Source organism: Streptomyces tendae, assembly GCF_014650435.1.
Lineage (GTDB): Bacteria > Actinomycetota > Actinomycetes > Streptomycetales > Streptomycetaceae > Streptomyces > Streptomyces tendae.
In genome coordinates this window covers 972,411-994,807 of record NZ_BMUY01000001.1, presented here as the reverse complement: position 1 = coordinate 994,807, position 22,397 = coordinate 972,411, and the positions used below count along the sequence as shown (strand labels likewise).

Annotated in this window: 19 protein-coding genes; 11 read left to right on the top strand and 8 right to left on the bottom strand. The window is 72.3% G+C overall.

The genetic code is table 11. From position 1 onward, the window contains the following. Positions 1–306: 306 nt before the first annotated feature. Positions 307–1,263: a methylmalonyl Co-A mutase-associated GTPase MeaB gene (gene meaB, locus IE258_RS04575; RefSeq protein ID WP_159328420.1), complete on the bottom strand. Its 957-nt coding sequence runs from the start codon at positions 1,261–1,263 to the stop codon at positions 307–309. A gap of 37 nt (positions 1,264–1,300) precedes the next feature. Then, the gene (locus tag IE258_RS04570; RefSeq protein ID WP_189739121.1) at positions 1,301–2,533 is read right to left on the bottom strand and encodes an acetyl-CoA C-acetyltransferase; all 1,233 of its coding nucleotides are present in this window, start codon (positions 2,531–2,533) and stop codon (positions 1,301–1,303) included. 149 nt (positions 2,534–2,682) lie between these two features. Between IE258_RS04570 and mce the strand changes: the two genes are divergently transcribed. The 7 genes from mce (at position 2,683) to IE258_RS04535 (ending at position 12,616) form a co-directional block, all read left to right on the top strand. Next, positions 2,683–3,123 carry a methylmalonyl-CoA epimerase gene (gene mce / locus IE258_RS04565; protein ID WP_059301486.1) on the top strand — a complete coding sequence of 147 codons (441 nt, stop codon included), beginning with the start codon at positions 2,683–2,685 and terminating at the stop codon, positions 3,121–3,123. 233 nt (positions 3,124–3,356) lie between these two features. After that, complete coding sequence (gene scy / locus IE258_RS04560) at positions 3,357–7,337, top strand: polarized growth protein Scy (protein WP_189739118.1); 3,981 nt, start codon at positions 3,357–3,359, stop codon at positions 7,335–7,337. Positions 7,338–7,544: 207 nt separating this feature from the next. Then, positions 7,545–8,477, top strand: a complete 933-nt coding sequence (locus IE258_RS04555; RefSeq protein ID WP_189739115.1) for a coiled-coil domain-containing protein — start codon at positions 7,545–7,547, stop codon at positions 8,475–8,477. A 110-nt stretch (positions 8,478–8,587) separates the two neighbouring features. Next, complete coding sequence (locus IE258_RS04550) at positions 8,588–9,583, top strand: ABC transporter ATP-binding protein (RefSeq protein WP_189739113.1); 996 nt, start codon at positions 8,588–8,590, stop codon at positions 9,581–9,583. A 2-nt stretch (positions 9,584–9,585) separates the two neighbouring features. Beyond that, positions 9,586–10,356 (top strand): ABC transporter permease, encoded by a 771-nt coding sequence (locus IE258_RS04545; protein ID WP_189739110.1) that lies wholly within the window; start codon positions 9,586–9,588, stop codon positions 10,354–10,356. Positions 10,357–10,490: 134 nt separating this feature from the next. After that, entirely contained in the window at positions 10,491–11,750 is a 1,260-nt protein-coding gene (locus IE258_RS04540) for an ABC transporter ATP-binding protein (RefSeq protein WP_189739107.1), read from the top strand. Further along, positions 11,747–12,616 (top strand): ABC transporter permease, encoded by an 870-nt coding sequence (locus IE258_RS04535; protein WP_189739102.1) that lies wholly within the window; start codon positions 11,747–11,749, stop codon positions 12,614–12,616. The genes IE258_RS04540 and IE258_RS04535 overlap by 4 nt, the downstream gene beginning before the upstream one ends. Positions 12,617–12,633: 17 nt before the next feature. Here the strand turns inward: IE258_RS04535 and IE258_RS04530 are convergent, their stop codons facing one another. After that, positions 12,634–12,966 (bottom strand): Rv1322 family protein, encoded by a 333-nt coding sequence (locus tag IE258_RS04530; RefSeq protein ID WP_159328426.1) that lies wholly within the window; start codon positions 12,964–12,966, stop codon positions 12,634–12,636. A 255-nt stretch (positions 12,967–13,221) separates the two neighbouring features. Here IE258_RS04530 and IE258_RS04525 point away from each other — a divergent pair, with 255 nt between their 5' ends. After that, positions 13,222–14,250, top strand: a complete 1,029-nt coding sequence (locus tag IE258_RS04525; protein WP_189739100.1) for an LLM class flavin-dependent oxidoreductase — start codon at positions 13,222–13,224, stop codon at positions 14,248–14,250. Between the two features lie 83 nt (positions 14,251–14,333). On the opposite strand, the gene IE258_RS04520 is transcribed toward IE258_RS04525, so the two are convergent. Continuing rightward, positions 14,334–14,726 carry an SCO5389 family protein gene (locus IE258_RS04520; RefSeq protein WP_003973607.1) on the bottom strand — a complete coding sequence of 131 codons (393 nt, stop codon included), beginning with the start codon at positions 14,724–14,726 and terminating at the stop codon, positions 14,334–14,336. A gap of 280 nt (positions 14,727–15,006) precedes the next feature. On the opposite strand from IE258_RS04520, the gene nucS reads away from it, so the two are divergent. After that, positions 15,007–15,678, top strand: coding sequence for an endonuclease NucS (gene nucS / locus IE258_RS04515; RefSeq protein WP_052840652.1), 672 nt, complete (start codon positions 15,007–15,009; stop codon positions 15,676–15,678). A gap of 99 nt (positions 15,679–15,777) precedes the next feature. Here the strand turns inward: nucS and IE258_RS04510 are convergent, their stop codons facing one another. The 4 genes from IE258_RS04510 to IE258_RS04495 form a co-directional block, all read right to left on the bottom strand. Continuing rightward, positions 15,778–18,390, bottom strand: coding sequence for an ATP-binding protein (locus IE258_RS04510; protein WP_189739097.1), 2,613 nt, complete (start codon positions 18,388–18,390; stop codon positions 15,778–15,780). 235 nt (positions 18,391–18,625) lie between these two features. Then, the gene (locus IE258_RS04505; RefSeq protein WP_003973611.1) at positions 18,626–18,949 is read right to left on the bottom strand and encodes an STAS domain-containing protein; all 324 of its coding nucleotides are present in this window, start codon (positions 18,947–18,949) and stop codon (positions 18,626–18,628) included. A gap of 191 nt (positions 18,950–19,140) precedes the next feature. Then, positions 19,141–19,989 carry a 3-hydroxyacyl-CoA dehydrogenase family protein gene (locus IE258_RS04500; RefSeq protein WP_189739094.1) on the bottom strand — a complete coding sequence of 283 codons (849 nt, stop codon included), beginning with the start codon at positions 19,987–19,989 and terminating at the stop codon, positions 19,141–19,143. A gap of 136 nt (positions 19,990–20,125) precedes the next feature. After that, entirely contained in the window at positions 20,126–20,767 is a 642-nt protein-coding gene (locus IE258_RS04495) for a TetR/AcrR family transcriptional regulator (RefSeq protein ID WP_189739091.1), read from the bottom strand. A gap of 80 nt (positions 20,768–20,847) precedes the next feature. Here IE258_RS04495 and IE258_RS04490 point away from each other — a divergent pair, with 80 nt between their 5' ends. Together IE258_RS04490 and IE258_RS04485 are read left to right on the top strand one after the other, a co-directional pair. Next, positions 20,848–21,630 carry an ABC transporter ATP-binding protein gene (locus IE258_RS04490; protein ID WP_189739088.1) on the top strand — a complete coding sequence of 261 codons (783 nt, stop codon included), beginning with the start codon at positions 20,848–20,850 and terminating at the stop codon, positions 21,628–21,630. A gap of 17 nt (positions 21,631–21,647) precedes the next feature. Continuing rightward, positions 21,648–22,397, top strand: a complete 750-nt coding sequence (locus IE258_RS04485) for an ABC transporter permease (RefSeq protein WP_159328433.1) — start codon at positions 21,648–21,650, stop codon at positions 22,395–22,397.

Sequence of the window (22,397 nt, the reverse complement as noted above, 5' to 3'; positions counted from 1 at the left end):
GCCGGATACGGCGGTCGCGCGCGGGGCGGGCCCTAGGCCAAGAGGAGGAACACGCGGGTCACTTTAGCCCGTCCGACGCTCGAGGACGAGACCGTTGAGCCCCCTCCAGCCCGTCCGACGCTTGAGGACGAGACCGTTGAGCCCCCTCCAGCCCGTCCGGCGTTTGAGGACGAGGCCGTCCAGGCCGAAAGCGGGGGTCTGGGGGCGGCAGCCCCCAGGGTCGGGAAGGGAAGGGGCGGCGGGGGCGAAGAAACCCCACGCCGGAAGACCGCCCCGCACCGCTCAGCCCTCGCGTCAGCCCCCGCGTCAGCCCCGCGTCAGCCCCGCCACCAACTCGTCCGCCGCCCGGTACGGATCCAGTTCCCCGGCGACGATCCGTTCCGCCAGCGCGCCCAGCCGCCGGTCCCCGTGCAGGTCACCGATACGTTCCCGCAGCGTCGTGACGGCGATCGTCTCCACCTCGCGGGCGGCCCGGACCCGGCGCCGCTCGGCGAGGACGTCCCGTTCCTCCATCCACGCCCGGTGCTTCTCCAGCGCCTCGACCACCTCGTCGACGCCCTCGCCGCGCGCGGCGACCGTCTTGACGATGGGCGGCCGCCAGTCGCCGGCGGCGCGCGCCTCGCCGAGGCCCAGCATGTGGTTCAGCTCGCGGGCGGTCGCGTCCGCGCCGTCCCGGTCGGCCTTGTTGACCACGTAGACGTCGCCGATCTCCAGGATTCCGGCCTTGGCCGCCTGGATGCCGTCGCCCATGCCGGGGGCGAGCAGGACGACGGAGGTGTCGGCCTGGGAGGCGATCTCGACCTCCGACTGGCCGACGCCCACCGTCTCCACCAGGACCACGTCGCAACCGGCCGCGTCCAGCACGCGGATCGCCTGCGGCGCGGCCCAGGCGAGCCCGCCGAGGTGGCCGCGGGTGGCCATCGAGCGGATGTAGACGCCCGGGTCGGAGGCGTGCTCGGACATCCGGACGCGGTCGCCGAGCAGGGCGCCGCCGGAGAAGGGGGAGGACGGGTCGACGGCGAGCACGCCGACCCGCTTGCCCTGCTTGCGGTACGCCGTCACCAGCGCCGAGGTGGAGGTCGACTTGCCGACCCCCGGGGAGCCGGTCAGGCCGACGACGTACGCGTTGCCGGTGAGCGGCGCGAGCGCCTCCATGACCTCCCTGAGCTGCGGGGACGCCCCCTCCACCAGGGAGATCAGCCGGGCCACGGCCCGCGGCCGGCCTTCTCGGGCCTGGGCCACCAGTGAGGAGACGTCCTGCATCACAGCTCCGTTCAGTGAGAAGTCGTAACTCGGGGGGTCAGGCCCCGGGCACCCGCACGATCAGAGCGTCGCCCTGACCGCCGCCGCCGCACAGCGCGGCCGCGCCGACGCCGCCGCCGCGCCGCTTCAGTTCCAGCGCCAGGTGCAGCACCAGCCGCGCGCCGGACATGCCGATCGGGTGACCGAGCGCGATGGCACCACCGTTGACGTTCACCTTTTCGGTGGATACGCCGAGGTCCTTCATTGACTGCACGGCGACGGCCGCGAACGCCTCGTTGATCTCGATGAGGTCGAGGTCGCCGACCTCCAGGCCCTCCTTCTTGAGGGCGTGCCGGATGGCGTTCGACGGCTGCGACTGCAAAGAGTTGTCCGGGCCCGCGACATTGCCGTGCGCGCCGATCTCCGCGATCCACTCCAGGCCCAGTTCCTCGGCCTTGGCCCGGCTCATCACGACCACGGCAGCCGCGCCGTCGGAGATCTGCGAGGAGGAGCCGGCGGTGATGGTGCCGTCCTTGGCGAAGGCCGGACGCAGCTTGCCGAGCGACTCGGCGGTGGTGTCGCCGCGGATGCCCTCGTCCTTGCTGAACAGCACCGGGTCGCCCTTGCGCTGCGGGATCTCGACCGGGGTGATCTCCGCGTCGAAGACGCCGTTCTTCTGGGCGGCGGCGGCACGCTGGTGGGACAGGGCGGCGATCTCGTCCTGGGCGGCGCGCTCGATGCCGAGCCGGGTGTTGTGCTTCTCCGTGGACTCGCCCATGGCGATGTCCTCGAAGGAGTCGGTCAGGCCGTCGTACGCCATGGCGTCGATCATCTGGACCGCGCCGTACTTGTAGCCCTCGCGGGACTTGGGGAGCAGGTGCGGGGCGTTGGTCATGGACTCCTGGCCGCCGGCGACGATCACGTCGAATTCACCCGCGCGAATGAGCTGGTCGGCGAGTGCGATGGCGTCGAGGCCGGAGAGGCAGACCTTGTTGATCGTGAGCGCCGGGACGCTCATGGGGATGCCGGCCTTGACGGCGGCCTGGCGGGCGGGGATCTGCCCGGCACCGGCCTGGAGCACCTGCCCCATGATCACGTACTGGACCTGGTCGCCGCCGATTCCGGCGCGGTCGAGGGCGGCCTTGATGGCGAAGCCGCCGAGGTCGGCCCCGGAGAAGGACTTCAGGGAGCCGAGCAGCCGCCCCATCGGGGTGCGGGCACCCGCGACGACGACGGAGGTGGTGCCGTTCGTTCCAGAGATTCCAGAGGTTTCAGTGGTTCCAGAAGACATGAGCTGCGGTCCCCTTTTCCGGCCCGCACAGGCCGAGGAGTGAACGAGGGTTTACTCGAATGTACTGAGCGGTATCCCGCCCGTCACCGGGCTGTCGGTGTGATCGCGCGCACGTTGCGTAACCACCTCCGGAGCGCTGCACTGAAACCATGCTGACGCGAATCGACCACATCGGAATCGCCTGCCACGACCTCGACGCGACCGTCGAGTTCTACCGTGCCACCTACGGCTTCGAGGTGTTCCACACCGAGGTCAACGAGGAGCAGGGCGTGCGCGAGGCCATGCTCAAGATCAACGATACGTCGGACGGGGGCGCCTCGTACCTCCAGCTCCTGGAGCCCACCCGCGAGGACTCCGCGGTCGGCAAGTGGCTCGCGAAGAACGGCGAGGGCGTCCACCACATCGCCTTCGGCACGGCGGACGTGGACGCGGACGCCGCGGACATCCGGGGCAAGGGCGTACGCGTTCTGTACGACGAGCCCCGGCGCGGTTCCATGGGGTCGCGGATCACCTTCCTGCACCCCAAGGACTGCCATGGCGTACTGACAGAACTGGTCACATCGGCGGCCGTTGAGTCACCTGAGCACTGACCCTCGTACATAGGGGCCGGTAGGGTTGGGTGCGGTCGCCGCTCAGTCCAGGGTGACCCGGTCCTGTCGTCTCCGGCGCCGGGACCGCCGGGGTCGTGTTTCGGGGGGCGGGCGACGGGGCAGCAGCACATGCTCCGCCGTTGATCTGACACCATTCCCCGGGGGCCCCGTCCGTCGGACGGACGGAGCTCGTTCGGGAAGATTTGCGACCAGGGGACGGATGGGACCGCGCAGTGCGGGGCTACGAGAGCCAGGAGCGAGAGCCGGCGGCTGACGTCGACCACCTCTCTCGGTTCGAGGCCGAGATGAAGCGGCTGAAGACCGAGCGGGAAAAGGCGATCCAGCACGCCGAGGACCTCGGCTACCAGGTCGAGGTGCTGCGCGCCAAGCTGCACGAGGCGCGGCGCACCATCATGTCCCGGCCCGCCTTCGACGGCGGCGACATCGGGTACCAGGCCGAGCAGTTGCTGCGCAACGCGCAGACGCAGGCCGACCAGCTGCGCGCCGACGCGGAGCGGGAGCTGAGCCAGGCCCGGGCGCAGACCCAGCGGATCCTCCAGGAGCACGCCGAGCAGGCCGCCCGGCTCCAGGCCGAGCTGCACCAGGAGGCGGTGACCCGCCGCCAGCAGCTGGACCAGGAGCTGGCCGAGCGCCGGCAGACCGTCGAGTCGCACGTCAACGAGAACGTGGCCTGGGCCGAGCAGCTGCGCGCCCGCACCGAGCAGCAGGCCAGGCGCCTGCTCGACGAGTCCCGCGCGGAGGCCGAGCAGGCCATGAGCGCGGCCCGCGCGGAGGCGGAGCGGCTGACCGCCGAGGCCCGTCAGCGGCTGCGGAGCGACGCGGAGAGCGCCCGCACCGAGGCCGAGCAGATCCTGCGCCGGGCCCGCACCGACGCCGAGCGGCTGCTGAACGCCGCCTCCACGCAGGCCCAGGAGGCCACCGACCACGCCGAGCAGCTGCGCAGCTCCACCGCCACCGAGTCGGAGTCCACCCGGCGCGAGGTCCAGGAGCTGAGCCGGGCCGCCGAGCAGCGCATGTCCGAGGCCGAGGAGGCGCTGCGCAAGGCGCAGGCCGAGGCGGAGAAGGTGGTCGCCGAGGCCGAGGAGGCCGCGGCCAAGGCGCTGTCGAGCGCCGAGGCGACCAACGAGCAGCGCACCCGTACCGCCAAGGAGCAGGTCGCCCGGCTGGTCGGCGAGGCCACCAAGGACGCGGAGAGCACCCGGTCCGAGGCCGAGCAGGTGGTCGCGGACGCCCGCGCCGAGGCCGAGCGGATCGTCGCCGAGGCCGCCGAGAAGGCCCGCACGATCACCGCCGAGGAGTCGGCCACCCAGCTGTCCAAGGCGGCCAAGACGGCCGAGGACGTGCTGAACAAGGCGTCGGAGGACGCCAAGCGGACCACGAAGGCCGCCACCGAGGAGGCCGAGCGGATCCGCACCGAGGCCGAGACCGAGGCGGACCGACTGCGTGCCGAGGCGCACGACATCGCCGAGGAGCTCAAGGGCGCGGCGAAGGACGACACCAAGGAGTACCGCGCCAAGACGGTCGAGCTGCAGGAGGAGGCGCGCCGGCTGCGCGGCGAGGCCGAGCAGCTGCGGGCGGACGCGGTCGCCGAGGGCGAGAAGATCCGCGCCGAGGCCCGCAAGGAGGCCGTGGCGCAGATCGAGGAGGCGGCGAAGACCGCCGAGGAGCTGCTGTCCAAGGCCAAGGCGGACGCGGACGAGCTGCGGCAGACCGCGACGGCGGACAGCGAGAAGGTCCGCACCGAGGCGATCGAGCGGGCGACGACCCTGCGCCGGCAGGCCGAGGAGACCCTGGAGCGCACCCGCGCGGAGGCCGAGCGGCACCGCGCCGAGGCCGCCGAGCGGGTGGAGGAGCTCCAGGCGGAGGCCGAGCGGGCGGCCCGTGAGCTGCGCGAGGAGACCGAGCGCGCCGTCGAGGCCCGCAAGGCGGAGGCCGCCGAGGAGCTGACGCGGCTGCACACCGAGGCCGAGGAGCGCCGCACCGCCGCCGAGGAGGCGCTGGGCGAGGCCCGCGAGGAGGGCGAGCGGATCCGCCGCGAGGCGGCCGAGGAGAGCGAGCGGCTGCGCGCGGAGGCCGCGGAGCGGATTCGTACGCTCCAGCAGCAGGCGGAGACGGAGGCCGAGCGGCTGCGCACCGAGGCCGCCGCGGACGCGTCCGCCTCCCGCGCGGAGGGCGAGTCCGTCGCGGTACGGCTGCGCTCGGAGGCCGCGAGCGAGGCGGAGCGGCTGAAGTCGGAGGCGCAGGAGAGCGCCGACCGGGTGCGGGCGGAGGCGCAGAGTGCCGCCGAGCGCATCGCCGCCGAGGCGTCGGAGGCGCTGGCCGCCGCCCAGGAGGAGGCCGCCCGGCGCCGCCGCGAGGCGGAGGAACTGCTCGGCTCGGCCCGGCAGGAGGCGGACCAGGAGCGCGAGCGGGCCCGCGAGCAGAGCGAGGAGCTGCTGGCCTCGGCGCGCAACCGTGTGGAGGAGGCGCAGGCCGAGGCGGTCCGGCTGGTCGAGGAGGCCGACCGGCGCGCCACCGAGATGGTGTCGGCCGCCGAGCAGCACGCGGCGCAGGTACGGGAGTCGGTCGCCGGGCTGCACGAACAGGCCCAGGAGGAGATCACCGGGCTGCGCAGCGCCGCCGAGCACGCCGCGGAGCGCACCCGGACCGAGGCGCAGGAGGAGGCGGACCGGGTCCGCGCCGACGCCTACGCCGAGCGGGAGCGGGCGAGCGAGGACGCCGGACGGCTCAGGCGCGAGGCGCAGGAGGAGACCGAGGCCGCCAAGACGCTGGCCGAGCGGACCGTGTCCGAGGCCATCACGGAGGCCGACCGGATCCGCGCGGACGTCTCCGAGCACGCCCAGCGGGTGCGCACGGAGGCATCCGACGCCATCGCCGAGGCCGAGCAGTCCGCGTCGCGCACCCGGGCGGACGCCCGCGAGGACGCCAACCGCATCCGGTCCGACGCGGCGACGCAGGCGGACGCCCTGATCACCGAGGCGCGTTCCGAGGCGGAGCGGCTCACCATCGAGACGGCGGCCGACACCGACCGGCTCCGCACGGAGACGCTCGCGGAGGCGGAGCGCGTCACCGCCGAGGCGGCGAGCGAGTCCGAGCGGGTCAGGACCGAGGCGGCCACCGAGGCGGAGCGGCTGCGCACCGAGACGATCGCCGAGGCCGAGCGGGTACGGGCCGAGGCGGGCGCCCGGGCCGAGCAGCTGATGTCGGACGCCACCGGGGAGGCGGAGCGGCTGCGGGCCGAGGCCGCCGACACGGTCGGCTCCGCGCAGCAGCACGCCGAGCGGCTGCGCACCGAGGCGGACCGGGTCCGGCGCGAGGCGGCGGCGGAGGCCGAGCGGGTCACCACGGCGGCCCGCGAGGAGGCCGAGCGCACCCTCGACGAGGCCCGCAAGGACGCCAACAAGCGGCGTTCGGAGGCCGCCGAGCAGGTCGACACGCTCATCACGGAGACCACCGCCGAGGCCGACAAGCTGCTCACCGAGGCGCAGCAGCAGGCCCAGAAGACCACCGCGGACGCCGAGTCGCAGGCCGACACGATGGTCGGCGCGGCCCGTGCGGAGGCCGACCGGATCGTCCAGGAGGCGACGGTCGAGGGCAACACCCGGGTGGAGAAGGCCCGTACGGACGCGGACGAGCTGCTGGTCGGCGCCCGCCGGGACGCGACCGCCATAAGGGAGCGCGCGGAGGAGCTGCGCGAGCGGCTCACCTCCGAGATCGAGGAGCTGCACGAGCGGGCCCGCCGCGAGGCCGCCGAGACGATGAAGTCGGCCGGCGACCGCTGCGACGCGCTCATCAAGGCCGCCGAGGAGCAGCTCGCCAAGGCGGAGGCGAAGGCGAAGGAGCTGGTGTCGGAGGCCAACTCCGAGGCCGGCAAGGTGCGCATCGCCGCCGTCAAGAAGGCCGAGGGGCTGCTCAAGGAGGCCGAGCAGAAGAAGGCCACCCTGGTCCGCGAGGCCGAGGAGCTGAAGGCCGAGGCGGTCCGCGAGGCCCGGGCCACGGTCGACGAGGGCAAGCGCGAGCTGGAGGTGCTGGTCCGGCGCCGCGAGGACATCAACGCGGAGATCTCCCGGGTGCAGGACGTCCTGGAGGCGCTGGAGTCGTTCGAGGCGCCCGGGGGCGCGAAGGACAACGGGGTGAAGGCCGGAGCGACGGTGGGCGCCCCACGTTCGGGTGGCAAGTCGTCAGACAGCTAGCATTCGGGGTGGTTTGGGTGTCTGCTGGAGATCTTTGGCCGAGTCCCGACGGGACCCCTGCCCGAGGCTTTGGCAAGCCATCCGAGGGTCAGCCACTCAAAAGAGGTGTCATTCTCCGTATCAAACGTGCATCCGCTCGATGACACACCGCATTGGCGCCTAGGATTCCCTCTATCACCTCACCCGGTCTCTTTCGACAGGAACCCCATGAGCGACACTTCCCCCTACGGCTTCGAGCTTGTGCGGCGTGGGTACGACCGCGCTCAGGTGGACGAACGCATCTCCAAGCTCGTCTCCGACCGTGACAGCGCTCTCGCCCGCATCACCGCTCTGGAAAAGCGCATCGAGGAGCTCCACCTCGAGACCCAGAACGCCCAGGCCCAGGTCAACGACGCCGAGCCGTCGTACGCCGGTCTCGGCGCCCGGGTCGAGAAGATCCTGCGGCTCGCCGAGGAAGAGGCGAAGGACCTGCGCGAGGAGGCCCGTCGCGCGGCCGAGCAGCACCGTGAGCTGGCCGAGTCCTCGGCCCAGCAGGTGCGCAACGACGCGGAGTCGTACGCCGCCGAGCGCAAGGCCAAGGCCGAGGACGAGGGCGTCCGGATTGTCGAGAAGGCCAAGGGCGACGCCTCCCAGCTGCGCTCCGAGGCGCAGAAGGACGCGCAGTCCAAGCGCGACGAGGCCGACGCGCTCTTCGAGGAGACCCGCGCCAAGGCCGCGCAGGCCGCCGCCGACTTCGAGACGAACCTCGCCAAGCGCCGCGAGCAGTCCGAGCGGGACCTGGCCTCCCGTCAGGCCAAGGCCGAGAAGCGGCTCGCGGAGATCGAGCACCGCGCGGAGCAGCTGCGCCTGGAGGCGGAGAAGCTGCGCACGGACGCCGAGCGCCGGGCCCGCCAGACCGTGGAGACGGCGCAGCGCCAGTCCGAGGACATCGTGGCCGACGCCAACGCCAAGGCCGACCGCATCCGTTCGGAGTCGGAGCGCGAGCTGGCCGCCCTCACCAACCGCCGCGACTCCATCAACGCGCAGCTGACCAACGTGCGCGAGATGCTGGCGTCCCTCACGGGTGCCGCGGTGGCCGCCGCTCCGGCGGTCGAGGACGAGCCGGTCTCCCGCGGGGTGCCTGCCCAGCAGTCCCGCTGAGGCGGTTCGGCCCACGCGGGGGCGAACGCCTGCTGAATACGTACGAGGAAGGGCGAGGCCTTCTGTCACTGGGGTGGCAGCGGGCCTCGTCCCGTTCTAGCGTGGGCGCCATGATCGAGCTCGAGGGGCTGACCAAGCGGTACGGCGAGAAGGTGGCGGTCAACAATCTCTCCTTCACCGTCAGACCCGGCATCATCACGGGCTTCCTCGGCCCCAACGGCGCGGGCAAGTCGACGACCATGCGGATGGTGCTGGGCCTGGACCGGCCGACCGCCGGGGACGTGCGGATCGACGGCAAGCACTACGACCAGCTCAAGGACCCGCTGACGTACATCGGTGCGCTGCTCGAGGCCAAGGCGTGGCACGGCGGGCGCAGCGCCTACAACCACCTGCTGTGCCTCGCGCAGAGCAACGGCATCCCGGCGAGCCGGGTACGCGAGGTCCTGGACACGGTCGGGCTCTCGGCGGTCGCCAGGAAGAAGACCAAGGGCTTCTCCCTCGGCATGGGGCAGCGGCTCGGCATCGCGGGCGCGCTGCTCGGCGACCCGCGGATCCTGATGTTCGACGAGCCGGTCAACGGCCTGGACCCCGAGGGCATCCACTGGATCCGCAACCTGATGAAGACCCTGGCCTCCCAGGGCCGTACGGTCTTCGTCTCCTCCCACCTGATGAGCGAGATGGCGCTGACCGCCGACCACCTGGTGGTCATCGGCCAGGGCAGGCTCCTCGCGGACACCTCGATGGCCGAGTTCATCGCGGAGAACTCGCGCAGCTACGTCCGGATCCGCACCCCGCAGCGCGAGCAGCTGCTCGACGCGCTGCACGGCGCCGGTGTCCCGGTCGTCGAGGCGGCCGACGGGGTGCTGGAGGTGGACGGCGACAAGTCGGAGGCGGTCGGCGAGCTGGCGGCGCGGCAGCAGATCGTACTGCACGAGCTGAGCCCGCAGCGCGCCTCGCTGGAGGAGGCGTTCATGCAGCTGACCGCGGAGTCCGTGGAGTACCACGCGCACGACGGGCAGCCGCCCGGCGCGGTGCCGCAGCAGCAGCAACAGCCACCGGGGCAGCCTCCGCAGCAGCCGTGGGGCAGCGACTGGAAGAGGGGTTGAGCATGGCGGCGACACAGGTCGTCCGGTCCGAGTGGACCAAGATCCGGTCGGTCGCGTCCACGGTGTGGACGCTGGGCCTCGCCGTGGTCGTCACCATCGCCCTCGGCATGCTGATCTCGGCCCTGTCGAAGAACGAGTTCGGCGACATGAGCCGGCGCGACCAGCTCTCCTTCGACCCGACCTTCATCAGCTTCGCCGGCACCAGCCTCGGCCAGCTGGCGATGATCGTGTTCGGGGTGCTCGTCGTGGGCAACGAGTACAGCTCCGGGATGATCCGCACCTCGCTGGCCGCCGTGCCGAAGCGCGGCACCTTCCTGTTCAGCAAGATCGCGGTGGCCACCGCCCTGGCCCTGATCGTGGGCATGGTCACCAGTTTCGCCACGTTCTTCCTCGGCCAGGCGATGCTCGGCGACCTCAAGGCGTCGATCGGCGACCCCGGCGTGCTCCGCGCGGTGTTCGGCGGCGGCCTCTACATGACCCTGATCGCGATGTTCTCGATGGGCGTGGCCGCGATGCTGCGCTCCCCGATGCTGTCGCTGGGCATCCTGATGCCGTTCTTCTTCCTGATCTCCAACATCCTGGGCAACGTCCCGGCGACGGAGAAGGTCGGCCGGTTCCTGCCCGACCAGGCCGGTAGCAAGATCATGCAGGTGGTCACGCCGATCGACGACGACGTGCCGTACGGGCCGTGGGGCGGCCTCGGGATCATGGCACTGTGGGTGATCGCGGCACTCGTGGGCGGGTACGCGGTGCTGAAGCGGCGGGACGCCTGACCCCCTCCGTCCGGCCTCCGTACGGCGTCGGATTTTGCCCGCGCTTGAACGGAACCGTCAGCGCCTGGATATCCTCCTAACCCTTACGGGGGCGTGTGCCCTGCTGTCCCTGAACCTTCCGATGGGTGCGGAGCATGATCGAGGCTGTCGGCCTGACCAAGCGATACGGCGACAAGACCGCTGTGTACAACCTCTCCTTCCAGGTGCGGCCCGGCGCCGTCACCGGCTTCCTGGGGCCCAACGGCTCCGGCAAGTCGACGACGATGCGGATGATCCTGGGCCTGGACAACCCCACCGCGGGACACGTGACGATCGGCGGCCACCCGTACCGCAGGCTGCCGAACGCCGCGCGCCACGTCGGGGCGCTGCTGGACGCCAAGGCGGTGCACGGGGGCCGGGCCGCCCGCAACCACCTGCTGAGCCTCGCCCAGCTGTCCGGCATCCCGGCCCGCCGGGTGGACGAGGTGCTCGGCGTGGTCGGCCTCCAGGACGTGGCCAAGCGGCGCTCCAAGGGCTTCTCCCTCGGCATGGGCCAGCGGCTGGGCATCGCCGCCGCGCTCCTCGGCGACCCCCAGGTGCTGCTCTTCGACGAGCCGGTCAACGGCCTCGACCCGGAGGGCATCCACTGGGTGCGCAACCTGATGAAGGCGCTCGCGGCGGAGGGCCGCACCGTCTTCGTCTCCTCGCACCTGATGAGCGAGATGGCGCTGACCGCCGACCACCTGATCGTCATCGGGCGCGGCCAGCTGATGGCCGACATGAGCGTGACGGACTTCATCTCGGCCAACTCCGCCGACTTCGCGCGCGTGCGGACGCCGGACACCGAGCCCCAGCTGCGCGAGAAGCTGACCTCGGCGCTGACCGAGGCGGGCGGCCACGTGCTGCCCGAGCAGGACGGCGCGCTGCGGGTGACCGGCCTCGCCCTCCCCCGGATCAGCGACATCGCGCACGACGCCGACGTACGGCTGTGGGAGCTGTCGCCGCACCAGGCGTCGCTGGAGGAGGCGTACATGCGCATGACGCAGGGCGCCGTGGACTACCGGTCGACCGCCGACCAGAAGGCGGGGCTCCAGCAGCCCCTGCCGCCCGGCGCGCAGCCGCCGATGCCGGTGCCGGGACAGGGTCAGCCCGACTGGTACGCCCCGCCGCCGCCCCAGCAGGGCGGACAGCCCTTCGCCGCGCCGCAGGGCGCGCCCGGCCAGGCCCCGGCGGGCCCGTACGGCGCCCCGGTGGCGCCCGGTGCCGTGCCGGGCGGTCAGCCGGCCAACCCGTACGCGGCGCAGCAGGCACCCCAGGCCCCGCCGGTGCCCCAGGCCCCCGCCGCGGCCCCGGCGCCGCCCGCGGCCGCCCCCGCGCCCGTCACCGACCCGACCAAGCCCGAGGACGCCCGATGAGCACGCCCCAGCCCCCGACGCAGCAGGCCGCGCCCGACTGGCACGCGGCGCCCGGTTCGCCGTTCCCGACGTACACGTCGCCGATCCCGGTGGTGCGCACGACCCTCGTACACGCGCTGGCCTCCGAGTGGACGAAGATCAAGTCGGTGCGCTCGACGATGTGGACGCTGGGCGTGTTCGTCCTGCTGGTGCTCGGCATCGGGCTGCTGACCGGCGCGGTGGTGGCGAGTTCGGACTCCGACCTGGCCGGTGAGAGCGCGCTGAGCCTCGGCTTCTTCGGTCTGCTGCTCGGCAGCATGTGCGTGATCACGCTCGGCGTGCTGACCACCGCCTCGGAGTACGGCACGGGGATGATCCGCACGACGATGACCGCCTGCCCCAGCCGCGGCCGGGTGCTGGCGGCCAAGGGCATCGTGTTCTTCCTGGTGGCCTTCGTGGTGACCCTGGTCTCCGCGACGCTGGTCGGGCTGGCCCACGTGTCCATGCTGGAGGGCAACGGCGCCGAGAACCCGACCGGCGCGGAGTGGCTGAAGGGCACCGTCGGCGTCTCGCTCTACGTCGCGCTGCTCGGGCTGCTCTCCCTGGCCATGGGCTCGATCATCCGGCACTCCGCGGGCGCCATCACCATCATGATCGGCGTCCTGCTCGCCCCGCTGGTGATCGCGCTGTTCATGTTCTCGGAGTCGCTCAAGGACGTGCAGCAGGCGCTCTTCGAGTACTCGATCCCGAACCAGATGAGCATCTTCTACGCCAACTCGCTCTCCGAGTCCGGGCCCTCGGGCTGGGACCCGTTGTGGATCGTGCTCGGTGTGACCGCGGCCGCGTTCGCCGCCGCCTTCGCCCTGCTGGAGAAGCGGGACGTGTAGGGCGGCCGGAGGGGCCCTCAGAACCTCGGCGCGTTACGGGACCGCTGCACCCGCGTGGTGCGGCGGTCCTTCGCGTTCCAGCACGCCTTGTGCCAGTGCCTGCGGTCGTCGACGCCCGAGTGCGCGGGCCAGGCCACCACGTGCGGGACACCGTCCGGAATGAGCTGGTCGCATCCCGGGCAGCGGTACGACTTGCCCTGCGCGCTCGCCCCCGCCACGTGCCGTACGCTCCACTCCTCGCCCTGCCAGCTCTCCGAGGACTGCCAGCCGCCGTAGCGGCCGGAGCCGTCCTCCTCGGCGCTCCGGCCGGAGGAACCGGCTCCCTTGGGTCGGTTGCGACGCGGGGACACGGGACACCTCACGGAGCTATACAGGAAGCAGGGCGGCATCCAGCCTACGCGGCGCGGACACGGGTACGCGTACGGCGCCAAACACCGCAACTCCCCCGACCGGTGTTGTCCGTCCGGGCCCGCGCACCGTCCCACAACGGCCGATTCTGCAGACAATCCGCAAATTCCTTCGTCCGGCCGTGTCCTCGGCACGTGTCAGGCGGTTATGCCGTGTGGGGGAGCTCCACGTCGGGGCCGAGGAAGCAGGAAAAGGCAATGCGCGTAGGAAGTTTCGTGTTGGGGGCCCAGTTCCCGGGCCAGGGCCAGGGGGAGGCGCTGCACCGCGCGGTCCGCTCGGCCGAGGTCGCCGAGGAGGCCGGGCTCGACGCCGTCTGGCTGGCCGAACACCACTTCGTGCCGTACGGCACGTGTCCGTCGGCCGTGACCCTGGCCGCGCTGCTGCTGGGCCGCACCCGGCGCATCCGGGTCGGCACCGCGGTCAGTGTGCTGCCCACCGTCCACCCCGTGGCGCTCGGCGAGCAGGCCGCGCTGCTGCACGTCACCAGCGGCGGCCGCTTCTCGCTGGGCGTGGGCCGGGGCGGCCCCTGGGTGGACCTGGAGGTGTTCGGCGCGGGTCTCGAGGCGTACGAGAAGGGGTTTCCGGACTCGCTCGACCTGCTGCTGCGCTGGCTGCGCGAGCCGGCCGTCGGCGCCTCGGGGGACCGCTTCCGCTTCCGCGAGGTGCCCGTCGTGCCGCGCCCGTCTGAGTCCCTGTCGGAAGAGCCGGGCCCGGAGGTCGTCGTGGCCTGCACCTCGCCGTCGAGCGTGCGCCTGGCGGCCGAGCGGGGGCTGCCGATGCTCCTCGGGATGCACGTCGGCGACGAGGAGAAGGCGGAGATGGTCGCCCTGTGGCGGCGCCACGCGCGTGCGGCCGGGCGTCCGGCCGCGGAGATCCACGGCGCCGGACACGTCTCGGCCGGCGTCTGCCAGATCGCGGACCGGCGCTCGGACGCGGCGGAGACCCTGCTCAAGGCGATGCCGGGCTGGCTGCGGCAGGGCCTGGGCGCCCATGTCACGGTGGACGGCCGGGCCCGGCAGATGCGCGACCCGCACGCCTACACCGAACTGCTCTGCGGGCTGCACCCGGTGGGCACGCCCCGGCTGTGCGCGGACCGGCTCGCGGCGACCGGCGAGCGGACCGGCATCTCCCGCTTCGCCCTGCTCGTCGAGGGCTCGGGAGACCTGGCGGCGACCGAGGAGAACGTGCGGCGGCTCGGGGCCGAGGTGCTCCCCCAGCTCCGCTGAGCAGGCGGGCGGGGAGCTTGCCGCTCCGGTACAAGAACTGCACCTCCCACGTACGGAGCGGCAAGCGGGCGCTCTGGGGTGCCTCAGCAGTCGCGCAGTTCCGGCGACTGGTTCAGCAACTGGCTGCGCACCGAGGTGAACTTGGTCAGCGTCTCGTCGACGGAGGAGTCCAACGGGAACACCGCCACCCGGTGGCAGTTCTGGAAGGCCAGCCGCACGCCGAAGTGCCGCTGCAGTGCACCGCGTATGGCGTCACTCGCGAGCGCACGCAGGAGCTGACCGCGCGCCTGCTCGTCCGGCGGGGGCGTCTGGTTGTCGGCGAAGGCTCCGCCGTCGACCTTCAGCTGTGCCACCAGGGAGCTGACCATCTCCCATGCGTAGGGCAGGGAGGTCCGGACGCAGTCGACGAAGTCTGCTTCGTCGACCTCGCCTCGCTCGGCCTGTTCGAGTAGGGCCGGTGAGACGTCGAGCGACATGGGTTCTCCTCTCGCACCCCCGACCAGCAGGGGTTGCCGGACAGTTAAGGGAGTGCGCGATTCCGAACACGCTGCGTACACAGTTCGCGACCTCCCGTTCAATACCGTAAGCAACCGATCGTGACGGCACCAGGAGAATGCCGAGATGGACACCATCCCGTAGGCCCACAATCGGCCAGTGGGCAAGACGGGGCCAATGGGAGAAGTGGGACAGTGCGCTCGGGCGCCCGGGTACGGGCGAATCGCGTCGGGCCGGGCCCGTCGAGTAGCGTTGCCGACCATGCGTCTCGTCATTGCCCGCTGCTCCGTCGACTACGCCGGACGGCTCACCGCCCACCTGCCCTCGGCCCCCCGGCTGATCCTGGTCAAGGCGGACGGCAGCGTCTCGATCCACGCCGACGACCGGGCCTACAAGCCCCTCAACTGGATGTCGCCGCCCTGCACCCTGAAGGAGGGCACGGGCGAGGAGGAGGGCGTCTGGACGGTCGTCAACAAGGCGGGCGAGAAACTCATCATCACGATGGAGGAGATCCTCCACGACTCCTCGCACGAACTGGGCGTCGATCCGGGCCTGATCAAGGACGGCGTGGAAGCACACCTCCAGGAGCTGCTCGCCGACCGCATCGACACCCTGGGCGAGGGCTACACCCTCATCCGCCGCGAGTACATGACCGCCATCGGCCCGGTCGACATCCTGTGCCGGGACGCCCAGGGCGGCACCGTCGCGGTCGAGATCAAGCGGCGCGGCGAGATCGACGGCGTGGAGCAACTCACGCGCTACCTGGAGCTGTTGAACCGCGATCCGCATCTCGCCCCGGTGCGCGGCGTCTTCGCCGCCCAGGAGATCAAGCCGCAGGCCCGCGTGCTGGCCACGGACCGCGGCATCGGCTGCCAGGTGCTGGACTACGACGCCCTGCGCGGCATCGAGGACGACAAGCTGCGGCTGTTCTAGGACGCGTCGGCCACGACGACATGAGGAGGGCCGGGTCCGTGCGACGGACCCGGCCCTCCTGTGCTGTTGCCTTCCCCGGTGGGGTCAGCCCCGGCGGGGTCAGATGATCTGACCGGTCGCCGGGTCGTCGGAGCCGTCCTGGCTTCCCGCTCCGGTGTCGGTGCCCTCGGTGCTGCTCTGCGAGACGGTGGCCGGAGGCGTGCCTGCGCCGCTGACGGTGTCGGACGTCTCCGGGGAGGACGGCGAGGTGGTCTCGCTCTCCGTGGGCGTCGGTGACGTGCCGTTGGACTCGGTGGGGCTGCCTGGATCCGTCGGCTCGGTGTCCGTCGGCTTCGGCGTCGTCGGCTTCGTCGTCGGCGAACTCGGCGACTTGCTCGGCTCGTCCGGCGAGCCGGGGTCGTCGGGGCTCTCGTCGTCACCGGGGTCGGTGCCACCCGTACTGCTCGGCCCCTGCGAAGGCTCCCCCGACTCCGTGGCCGTCGGCGCGTCCGACGGGCCGGGGGTGGTGGAGCCGGACGGGCCGCCGGGCGTCTGCTGGTCCTTGCCGTCGTCGGAGGGCCGGTCCGCGCCCAGGCTGCCGTCGTCGATGCCCTGGCTGGCCGACGGGTTGACGCCGACCTCGTTGGAGGGGTCCCCGGGGTCGTTCTCGGACGTGGCCCCCAGGGTGACCACCGTGCCGAGCACGGCGACGAGCAGCGCGCCCGCCCCGGCGGCCACCAGGTTGCGCCGCGCGAAGCCCTTGATGCCGCCGACGACCGTACGGGACGGCTCCTCCTCGGGCTCGCGACGGGTGACCAGGGTGGGGGACTGCGGACGCGGCTGGAGCGGCGGGAAGGGCGCGGGAACGCCCGCGGACGGCGACGCCGACTCCTCGTTGCGGGCGTCGGGCACCTCCTCCCCCACCGTCGGACCGAGCCCGGCGCCGACGGCACCGAGTCCGGCCGCGGGGGCCGCCACGCCGAACGCGCCCGCGCCGCTGCCCAGGCCCGGCGTGTCCCCGGTGCGGTCGGCGACCAGCGCGAGGGCGCGCCGGCCCGCCACGGCGCCGCGCTTGTCGGAGAGCGCGCCGCGCAGCCCGATGGACGCCTCCAGCTCGGCGCGGGCCCGGTCCAGCTGGTCCTCGCACAGCGCGAGGACGCCCAGCTCGTGGTGGAAGTAGGCCTGTTCGGCGACGTCACCGGCGAGCCGGGATGCCTCGGTGCCCGAGCGCAGCGCCCGTTGCCAGGCGCTCCAGTGCAGTCCGGCGGCGAAGGCGGGCGCGGCGGTGCGGGCCAGCTGGACGGCGGGGCTCTCCGCGTCGTCCGCGGGCGGGGTCGTCACCGGCACCAGCACGGCGAGCGCGGCCAGGACGGCGTCGGCCTCGGCGCAGACCCGCTCCGGGGTGACCGAGGGGTGCCCGGCCCACCAGGCGTAGTGCTGGGCGGCGGCCTGCGCCCGCTCGGGCACGGCGTCGGCGTACCCGGCGCTCTCCAGCTGGGTGAGCACCCCGGCGGCCAGCCGGTAGCGGGAGCCGACCGGGGAGACCAGCCCGCAGTCGGTCAGCTCGCCGAGGGCGGCGTCCGCGTGGGTGTCGCCGACCAGAGCGGGCAGGTGCGCCTGGTGCGGCACCTCGCCGCCGAGCGCGACGGCGAACTCCAGGGTGGCGCGGGCGGAGGCGCTCAGCCGGGAGGCGAGCAGCGGCGCGGGCGCGGCGGCCTCACCGAGGGACGGCAGGGGTACGTCGTCGGCCTCGCCGGCGTCGTAGGGGGTGTCGTCGGCGGGGCGGGCGTCGGCGAAGACGCCGAACTCGTCGACGGCGTCGGCACCGGCCCGCTCGCGGTCCCGGCGGCGCAGCAGGGCACCGGCCTGGACGAAGCGCAGCGGCAGGCCCTCGGACTCGAACCAGAGGTCTCCGGCCCAGTTGGCCTCCTCCTCGGTGAGGGAACGCCCGGCGGCGCGCTCCAGCAGCTCCACGCCGTCCGCGCGGTCCAGACCGGCGAGGAAGACCTCCTCCACGGCCGAGTCGGCGGAGGGTGCGGCCACCTCCGGGGTCGCGCCGAGGAGGAAGGCGCACTCGGGGGTGGCGTCGAGGAGTTCGTCGAGGGCGGTGCCGCCGAACTCGACGTCGTCCAGGACGACGACCGCGCCCACCTCGCGCAGGTGTCCGAGGAGTTCCGCCCGGTCCGGGCGGTGCAGGGGCGCGCGGTGGACGGCGTAGAAGAGGTCGTGGAGCAGGTCGTCGGCGGTACGGTGGTGGCCGTTGAGCCGGACCACGCCGTCGGGTGCGAGGCCCGCGCAGTCCTCGGCGACGAGGTCGAGGAGGCTGGTGCGGCCGGAGCCCGCGGGGCCGGTGAGGCGGACGGAGCGGCCGCGGGCGAGCAGTCGCACCAGGCGTTCGCGTTCGTCCTCGCGGGCCAGCAGGCCGAGGACGGTGCGGACCGGTCCCGGCGGGACGGGCGGCCGCGCGGTGCGCTCCGCCTCGGCGCGTTCGGCCGCGGTGAGCTTCTCGGGACGGGCCGGCCGCTCCGTGGGCGGGCAGACCTCGATCTCGCTGCCGTCGACGGGGTTGACGGTGAGCAGGAAGTCGCCGGACACCAGCTGCACCGTGCGGGCGAGCGCGGGCGCGTGCTGTCCGAAGTCGGAGGTGATGGGGTCCCTGTGCGGGCGCGGGCGCGGCGCCTGGTGGTCGCCGTCCTGGCCGTACTCCTCAGGGCCCCGGTTGTTCGGGTCCATTGGTTCAAGCCCCCCAAAAGCGTCGTGTGCAGGGCCCCGGCAGGGACCACCCTCCCGGCCTTGTGCCGCACACCGCGCTGTCGCTTCTGGTCCGGGCCCGCCGGCGGGTTTGCAAAGGCAGCGGGCAGCCAGACCCTAAACCTTCGCCCAGTATCTCCGACAGTCCGGGGTGCCGGACGGCCCGAGAGGTCACGGTCTCGTGAGGATTGCGTGTGTCGGAGGTGTGAACCTTCACTTACACACGAGGCAGGGTCTCCACACCGATGCCGCCCTCGATGGCGAGGATCCGGTGCAGCCGGGTGGCCACCAGCAGGCGCTGCATCTGCGGCGGCACACCGCGCAGCACCAGCCGTCGCCCGCAGCGGCCGGCCCGCCGGTGGGCTCCCATGATCACGCCGAGTCCGGTGGCGTCCCAGGAGTCCAGCTCTGACAGGTCGAGCACCAGGTCGCCGACTCCGTCGTCGACGGCCGAGTGCAGGACCGTACGGGCGTCCGCCGCGCTGCGGACGTCGAGGCGGCCCCCGACGACCAGCTCGACGTGGTCGCCCCTGATGTGCATATGCGCTCCCCGGCGTGCGTCTTCTTCGTCGTCTTCTTCGTCTTGGCGTTGCGTTGCGCGCGTTGTGGTCTCTCGGCGATATCAGGCACTGCACCCTCTGACTGGCCGAAACGACCGGAGGTTGCCGTCTGTAAGCGAACCGATACCGAATTTCACCCCGGCGTGTGATGTTTGCCGGGGCTGGTGCGACCTCAGTGCTTGTAGAAGCCCTGCCCGCTCTTGCGGCCGATGTCACCGGCGTCCACCATCCGGCGCATCAGCTCCGGCGGGGCGAACTTCTCGTCCTGGGACTCCGTGTAGATGTTGCCCGTGGCGTGCAGCAGGATGTCGACGCCCGTCAGGTCGGCGGTGGCCAGCGGTCCCATGGCGTGGCCGAAGCCCAGTTTGCAGGCGAGGTCGATGTCCTCGGCGGTGGCGACGCCCGACTCGTACAGCTTCGCGGCCTCGACGACGAGGGCGGAGATGAGGCGGGTGGTCACGAACCCGGCGACGTCGCGGTTGACGACGATGCAGGTCTTGCCGGTGGACTCGGCGAACTCGCGTGCGGTGGCGAGCGTTTCGTCGCTGGTCTTGTAGCCCCGCACCAGCTCGCACAGCTGCATCATCGGGACCGGCGAGAAGAAGTGGGTGCCGACGACCCGCTCGGGGCGCTCCGTCACGGCCGCGATCTTGGTGATCGGGATGGCGGAGGTGTTGGACGCGAGGATCGCCCCGTCCTTCACCAGCTTGTCCAGGGTACGGAAGATCTCGTGCTTGACTTCCAGCTTCTCGAAGACGGCCTCGACGACGACGTCGGCATCGGCAACGGCGTCCAGGTCGGTGGTCGCGGTGATGCGCCCGAGGGCGGCCTCGGCGTCGTCGGCGGTGAGCCGGCCCTTGGCGACGAACTTGTCGTAGGAGGCCCTGATGCCGTCCGTGCCGCGCCGCAGCGCCTCGTCGGTGACGTCGCGCAGGACGACGTCCCAGCCCGCCTGCGCGGAGACCTGGGCGATGCCGGACCCCATGAGACCGGCTCCGATGACGGCGAGCTTCCGTGCCACTGTGCGACTCCCCTGATACGCGCTGATTCTCGTCTCTCGGCCGGAGATTAGCGGGCGTGAGGCGCTGTGTGACCGGTTAGTAACGCGCGTCACGTCTCAAATGACGGACGTCACACCGAGGGGTGCCGTCCGGGTGTCACTGCGCGCCTCGTACGGCGTAGTTGAGCACCTTCTCGCTCAGCAGCTCCTCCATCTCGTCCAGCAGCACGAGGATCTCGCGGGACACCTCGGCGGGTTTCCCGCCGGCCATCAGGCGGCGGCCGATGGCGGCCATCACCGTGCCGTGCAGCCAGCTGATCTGACCGGCCATCAGCGAGGGGACGGGGTCGTCGTCCGGGGCGCCGGTCTCCTCGCGCAGGGTGCGCTCGAGGTTGTCCTGCACCTCCTGGCCGATCGCCCAGAGCCGGGAGCGCAGCGCGGGTGAGGAGTGGATGACTCCCATGAAGCGCGCGTATCCGTCCATGAGGCCGATCCGGGGCGAAACCGACTCGACCTCCTCGCGCAGTTCCCGCAGCACGGCCCGAGCGGCCGACTCCCCGTCGCCCCGTCCGCGCACCCAGCGCGACAGCCGGTCGACGACCCCCTTGGAGCGGTCGAGGAACAGGTCCTCCTTGGCCGGAAAGTAGTTGTAGACGGTGTTGACGGAGACGTTCGCGGCGTCCGCGACCTCCGCCACCGTCACGCCCTCGAAACCGCGCTCCAGGAACAGCCCCGTGGCGACATCCGAGATGTACTGCCGGGTCTGCCGCTTCTTCCGTTCCCTGAGTCCCTCGGCCATGCCCTCATCCTAGCTTCGTTGGGGCTGATGAAAACTTGGGGCCGTTGCAAAATTACAATGACTCTGTTTTTCTGGAGCGCATGGCAATCATCAGTACGGCCCAGCTGGCCCGCACCTTCGCCACGAAGCGCGGCCCGGTCGAGGCGGTGCGCGGCATCGACCTCACCGTCCGCGAGGGCGAGATCCTGGGCTTCCTGGGCCCCAACGGCGCGGGCAAGACCACCACCCTGCGGATGCTCACGACCCTGCTCGCCCCCACCGGCGGCGCGGCCACCGTCGCCGGGCACGACCTGGCGACCGACCCGGCCGGGGTGCGCGCGGCGTGCGGGTACGTGGCGCAGTCGGGCGGGGTGGACCCGCAGGTCACGGTCCGGGAGGAGCTGGTCACCCAGGGCCGCCTGTACCGGCTGACGAAGGCGCGGGCCGCCGAGCGCGCCGACGAGCTGGCCCGCGACCTGGACCTGACCGGGCTGCTCGACCGCAAGTGCGGCGCGCTCTCCGGCGGGCAGCGGCGCCGGCTGGACATCGCGATGGCGCTCACGCACCGCCCGAAGGTGCTCTTCCTGGACGAGCCGACGACCGGTCTGGACCCGGGCAGCCGCGCCGACCTGTGGGACCTGGTCCGCCGGCTGCGCGCCGAGTACGGCACCACGGTCTTCCTCACCACCCACTACCTGGACGAGGCCGACGCCCTCTCCGACCGCCTGGTCGTCGTGGACGGCGGCACGGTGGTCGCCGAGGGGACTCCCGCCGCCCTGAAGCGGGAGTACGGCGGCTCGCCCGACGCCTCCCTCCAGGACACCTTCCTGGCCGTCACCGGCCGCAGCGCGGCTCCGGCCGACGCCGCCCCCGTCGCCGTCTGACCCTTCGAGGATTCCCGATGCTGCTCCACGACACCGGCCTGATCTACGGCCGCTATCTGCGCCAGTCCCTGCGCTCCCGCTTCGCGCTGCTGTTCGGCGTGCTGATGCCGCTGCTGTACCTGCTCTTCTTCGGTCCGCTGCTGACCGACCTGCCGCTCGGCGGCCAGGGCAGCTCCTGGCAGGTGCTGGTCCCCGGCCTGCTGCTGCAACTGGGCCTGTTCGGCGCCTCCTTCGCCGGGTTTTCGATCATCATCGAGAACAGCCAGGGAGTGGTCGAGCGGATGCGCGTCACGCCCGTCAGCCGCCTGGCGCTGCTGCTCGGGCGGGTCCTGCGGGACGCCACCGTCTTCGCCTTCCAGGCAGTGCTGCTGGTGCTCGCGGCCCTGGTGATGGGCCTGCGCGCGCCGCTGCCCGGCGTGCTGATCGGCTTCGCCTTCGTCGCGCTGCTCACGGTCTCGCTGGCCTCGCTGTCGTACGCGCTGGCGATGAAGGTCCATACCCCGCAGGAGTTCGGGCCCACCATCAACGCGCTGACCATGCCGTCGATGCTGCTGTCCGGCCTGATGCTCCCGATGACCCTGGGCCCGGCTTGGCTGGACGTGCTCTCGCACCTGATGCCGTTCCGCTATCTGGTGGACGCGGTGCGGGACGCCTACGTCGGCTCCTACGCGACGGCGCACATGCTGTACGGCGTCCTCGTCGCCCTGGGCTTCACCGCACTGGCCGTGACGGTGGGCACACGCGTGTTCCGGACCGCCGGAGCGTAA

Bases quoted from the DNA above. Each gene is read 5' to 3' on its own strand.
- IE258_RS04520 (WP_003973607.1), bottom strand. From the start codon at position 14,726: ATGTCGCTCGACGTCTCACCGGCCCTACTCGAACAGGCCGAGCGAGGC.
- IE258_RS04535 (WP_189739102.1), top strand. From the start codon at position 11,747: ATGAGCACGCCCCAGCCCCCGACGCAGCAGGCCGCGCCCGACTGGCAC.
- IE258_RS04485 (WP_159328433.1), top strand. From the start codon at position 21,648: ATGCTGCTCCACGACACCGGCCTGATCTACGGCCGCTATCTGCGCCAG.
- IE258_RS04550 (WP_189739113.1), top strand. From the start codon at position 8,588: ATGATCGAGCTCGAGGGGCTGACCAAGCGGTACGGCGAGAAGGTGGCG.
- IE258_RS04540 (WP_189739107.1), top strand. From the start codon at position 10,491: ATGATCGAGGCTGTCGGCCTGACCAAGCGATACGGCGACAAGACCGCT.
- IE258_RS04570 (WP_189739121.1), bottom strand. From the start codon at position 2,533: ATGTCTTCTGGAACCACTGAAACCTCTGGAATCTCTGGAACGAACGGC.
- nucS (WP_052840652.1), top strand. From the start codon at position 15,007: ATGCGTCTCGTCATTGCCCGCTGCTCCGTCGACTACGCCGGACGGCTC.
- mce (WP_059301486.1), top strand. From the start codon at position 2,683: ATGCTGACGCGAATCGACCACATCGGAATCGCCTGCCACGACCTCGAC.
- IE258_RS04505 (WP_003973611.1), bottom strand. From the start codon at position 18,949: ATGCACATCAGGGGCGACCACGTCGAGCTGGTCGTCGGGGGCCGCCTC.
- IE258_RS04545 (WP_189739110.1), top strand. From the start codon at position 9,586: ATGGCGGCGACACAGGTCGTCCGGTCCGAGTGGACCAAGATCCGGTCG.
- IE258_RS04495 (WP_189739091.1), bottom strand. From the start codon at position 20,767: ATGGCCGAGGGACTCAGGGAACGGAAGAAGCGGCAGACCCGGCAGTAC.
- IE258_RS04490 (WP_189739088.1), top strand. From the start codon at position 20,848: ATGGCAATCATCAGTACGGCCCAGCTGGCCCGCACCTTCGCCACGAAG.
- IE258_RS04555 (WP_189739115.1), top strand. From the start codon at position 7,545: ATGAGCGACACTTCCCCCTACGGCTTCGAGCTTGTGCGGCGTGGGTAC.
- IE258_RS04510 (WP_189739097.1), bottom strand. From the start codon at position 18,390: ATGGACCCGAACAACCGGGGCCCTGAGGAGTACGGCCAGGACGGCGAC.
- IE258_RS04525 (WP_189739100.1), top strand. From the start codon at position 13,222: ATGCGCGTAGGAAGTTTCGTGTTGGGGGCCCAGTTCCCGGGCCAGGGC.
- meaB (WP_159328420.1), bottom strand. From the start codon at position 1,263: ATGCAGGACGTCTCCTCACTGGTGGCCCAGGCCCGAGAAGGCCGGCCG.